Source organism: Aquiflexum sp., from assembly GCF_041751335.1.
In the GTDB taxonomy this organism is placed as follows: domain Bacteria; phylum Bacteroidota; class Bacteroidia; order Cytophagales; family Cyclobacteriaceae; genus Aquiflexum.
On the sequence record NZ_JBGSXS010000028.1, the window covers coordinates 1 to 2,093 of the forward strand.

General features: G+C 40.9%; 3 protein-coding genes. 1 reads left to right on the forward strand and 2 read right to left on the reverse strand.

What is annotated here, in order from left to right:
- A partial coding sequence (locus tag ACEW8U_RS01425; RefSeq protein WP_373520251.1) for a hypothetical protein occupies positions 1 to 215 on the forward strand: 215 nt, incomplete at its 5' end.
- 289 nt (positions 216 to 504) lie between these two features.
- On the opposite strand, the gene ACEW8U_RS01430 is transcribed toward ACEW8U_RS01425, so the two are convergent.
- Positions 505 to 1,542 (reverse strand): hypothetical protein, encoded by a 1,038-nt coding sequence (locus tag ACEW8U_RS01430; protein WP_373520252.1) that lies wholly within the window; start codon positions 1,540 to 1,542, stop codon positions 505 to 507.
- Positions 1,539 to 2,093 (reverse strand): OsmC family protein (locus ACEW8U_RS01435; RefSeq protein ID WP_373520253.1); only part of this gene is annotated, 555 nt, incomplete at its 5' end. The genes ACEW8U_RS01430 and ACEW8U_RS01435, both read right to left, overlap by 4 nt.

The window sequence follows — 2,093 nt, forward strand, 5'->3', positions numbered from 1 at the left end:
TTCTTTCCAAATTAGAAGAATCCCATTCAAATGCTGTCGGATTAACAGCTGTTGAAAAAATAGTTTATGGTATCGGTTATGGCTGCGGCATTTTATTTTTTGGAATGACAAGGGGACTGAAATTACCATCTGGGACAGAAATTCTTTTGGTGGCGGTAGGATTGGTTTGTTTGATTGTTGCTTTTATATTGGGTTTTAAAGCAAATAAAAGATAGGCTGAAAGGAAGCTGTAGCATACGGAGTCTTTAAAATCTAGGAGAAAGAAAAGAGGATGATGTCTATGGATCCGTTATTCCGAGTAATGAAAATTGGGGTTTACAGAAAGGGAATGACAATGGGTTCTGCGTCATCCCGAGGCACGAGGGATCTCCACCGGTACAATTAAACGGTTGAATTACTTGAAAAATATTTAACCTTTTTGGTAAAAATCATCCTTTTCTTGAACCTCGGGAGATGGTTCTCTTCGTTCAGCATGAAGCTCCGAAAATCTATCATTGGTACCCATTACAATCCAGCAGTATAAAAACTCCTCATCACTTCCTGCGCTTTTTTGTCCTGAGGAGTAAAATCAGGATTCCTGTCTCTAGGCTGGGGATACCATTTCCAAAAATAAGCACCTGCCAACCAATCTTTTTCCCAGGCTGTTTCAAAAAATGCCTGATAACACAAAGCCTGTACATCTTCTGATAGAGCCACTGCTTTTCGCTCATTGGGCCAAATCCAAGGCGCAATGGCCGCATCCACCGTGTTGCAATATCCGATCTCGGTGAAGATTACCGGTTTGTTGAATTTCTTCTGGACTTTTTCGATTTCTTTGATTTTCTTTTTCCAACCGTTTTTCAAAGACTGTAAGTCAGGATTGATCTTTTCAGCCAAAGGAAAATATGCCTGAATGCCAATATAATCCAAAGCATCCCAAAACTTCACCTTTTCATATTCGGTGAAATTTGCTGCATAAGTCAACTCGCCGCTAAAAACTGTCCTGACTTCATCGATCAGCGTTCTCCATTCATTCTCCCTTCCGGAAGTCAATTCCAATTCAGTTCCAATACATAATATTGGGATTTGATGGGATTCGGCATATTGGGCATAATAAAGAATAAATTCGGAATACTGTTCAAACCAATCTGCCCATCCTTGTTCAGAAGTCATCTCAATTGCTCCCGGCCATTCTCCTCTCACCCAAAGATGAGGTTTTAGGACAGATTCTACTCCTTTTTGCCGAGCCTCCTCGGTGGTATATTCCAAACCAATCAAAGACTCCCCCCACCACATTCGGTCTGTATGCTTTTCCCATTTGATATCAGGAAGGTTTGGATCTGCTTGCCATCCAAAAGGGGTTTGGGAAATATGGGTAATGCCAAAACTTCCCAAGGAATCCAATTCCCACCCTTCCAAGGGCTTTGGACTCCCCACCCAACAAACTCCTTTTTGTTTGTCTAAAATCTTGACGGGCTTTTTCACTTCAGCCGCTTGGTTTTGGTATGTCCAAACGGCAAGGACCAACAATATCAAAATTCCGAGGAGCAAGGTCTTTTTCATTTGAATTTGGTTTCAATGATGATGTCTTCGTGCAATGTCCTATGCACAGGACACTTATTGGCAATTTCCAAAAGCTTTTCTTTCATCTCATCATTCAAATCCCCTTTGATTTCGAGGCTTCTTGTAAATCTGCTGACCTTTGAGCCTTTTTTATCGAAGTCTTCGGAATCTTCTTTGTGTACCTTATCATGATCCATGTAGGCCACAATTTCTTTTAAATCCCAACCTTTTCGCTCTGCATACATTTTCAAAGTCATCACTGTACAGGTACCTAAGGATGCCATCAATAAATCATAGGGGGTAGGGCCTAAATTGTCACCTCCTACTTCTTTGGGTTCATCGGCTAATAAATGATGAAAAGGGGTTTTGATTTCAGAAGTGTAGCCGTCCCCAAAAAGCCGGACTTTGACCTGATGCCCCTTAATGTCATTTTCTTTTATTTCAACTGGCAGGTATTTTTTGGACCATGTGCTGATTAGCTCACCGGTATATTTACTTTCAATTTCATCCGACAATAAATGATCTGCCCCATCCAAAGAAACAAAACTTTT

Excerpts from the sequence above, each read along its gene's own strand:
- ACEW8U_RS01430 (WP_373520252.1), bottom strand. The coding sequence starts at position 1,542 with ATGAAAAAGACCTTGCTCCTCGGAATTTTGATATTGTTGGTCCTTGCC.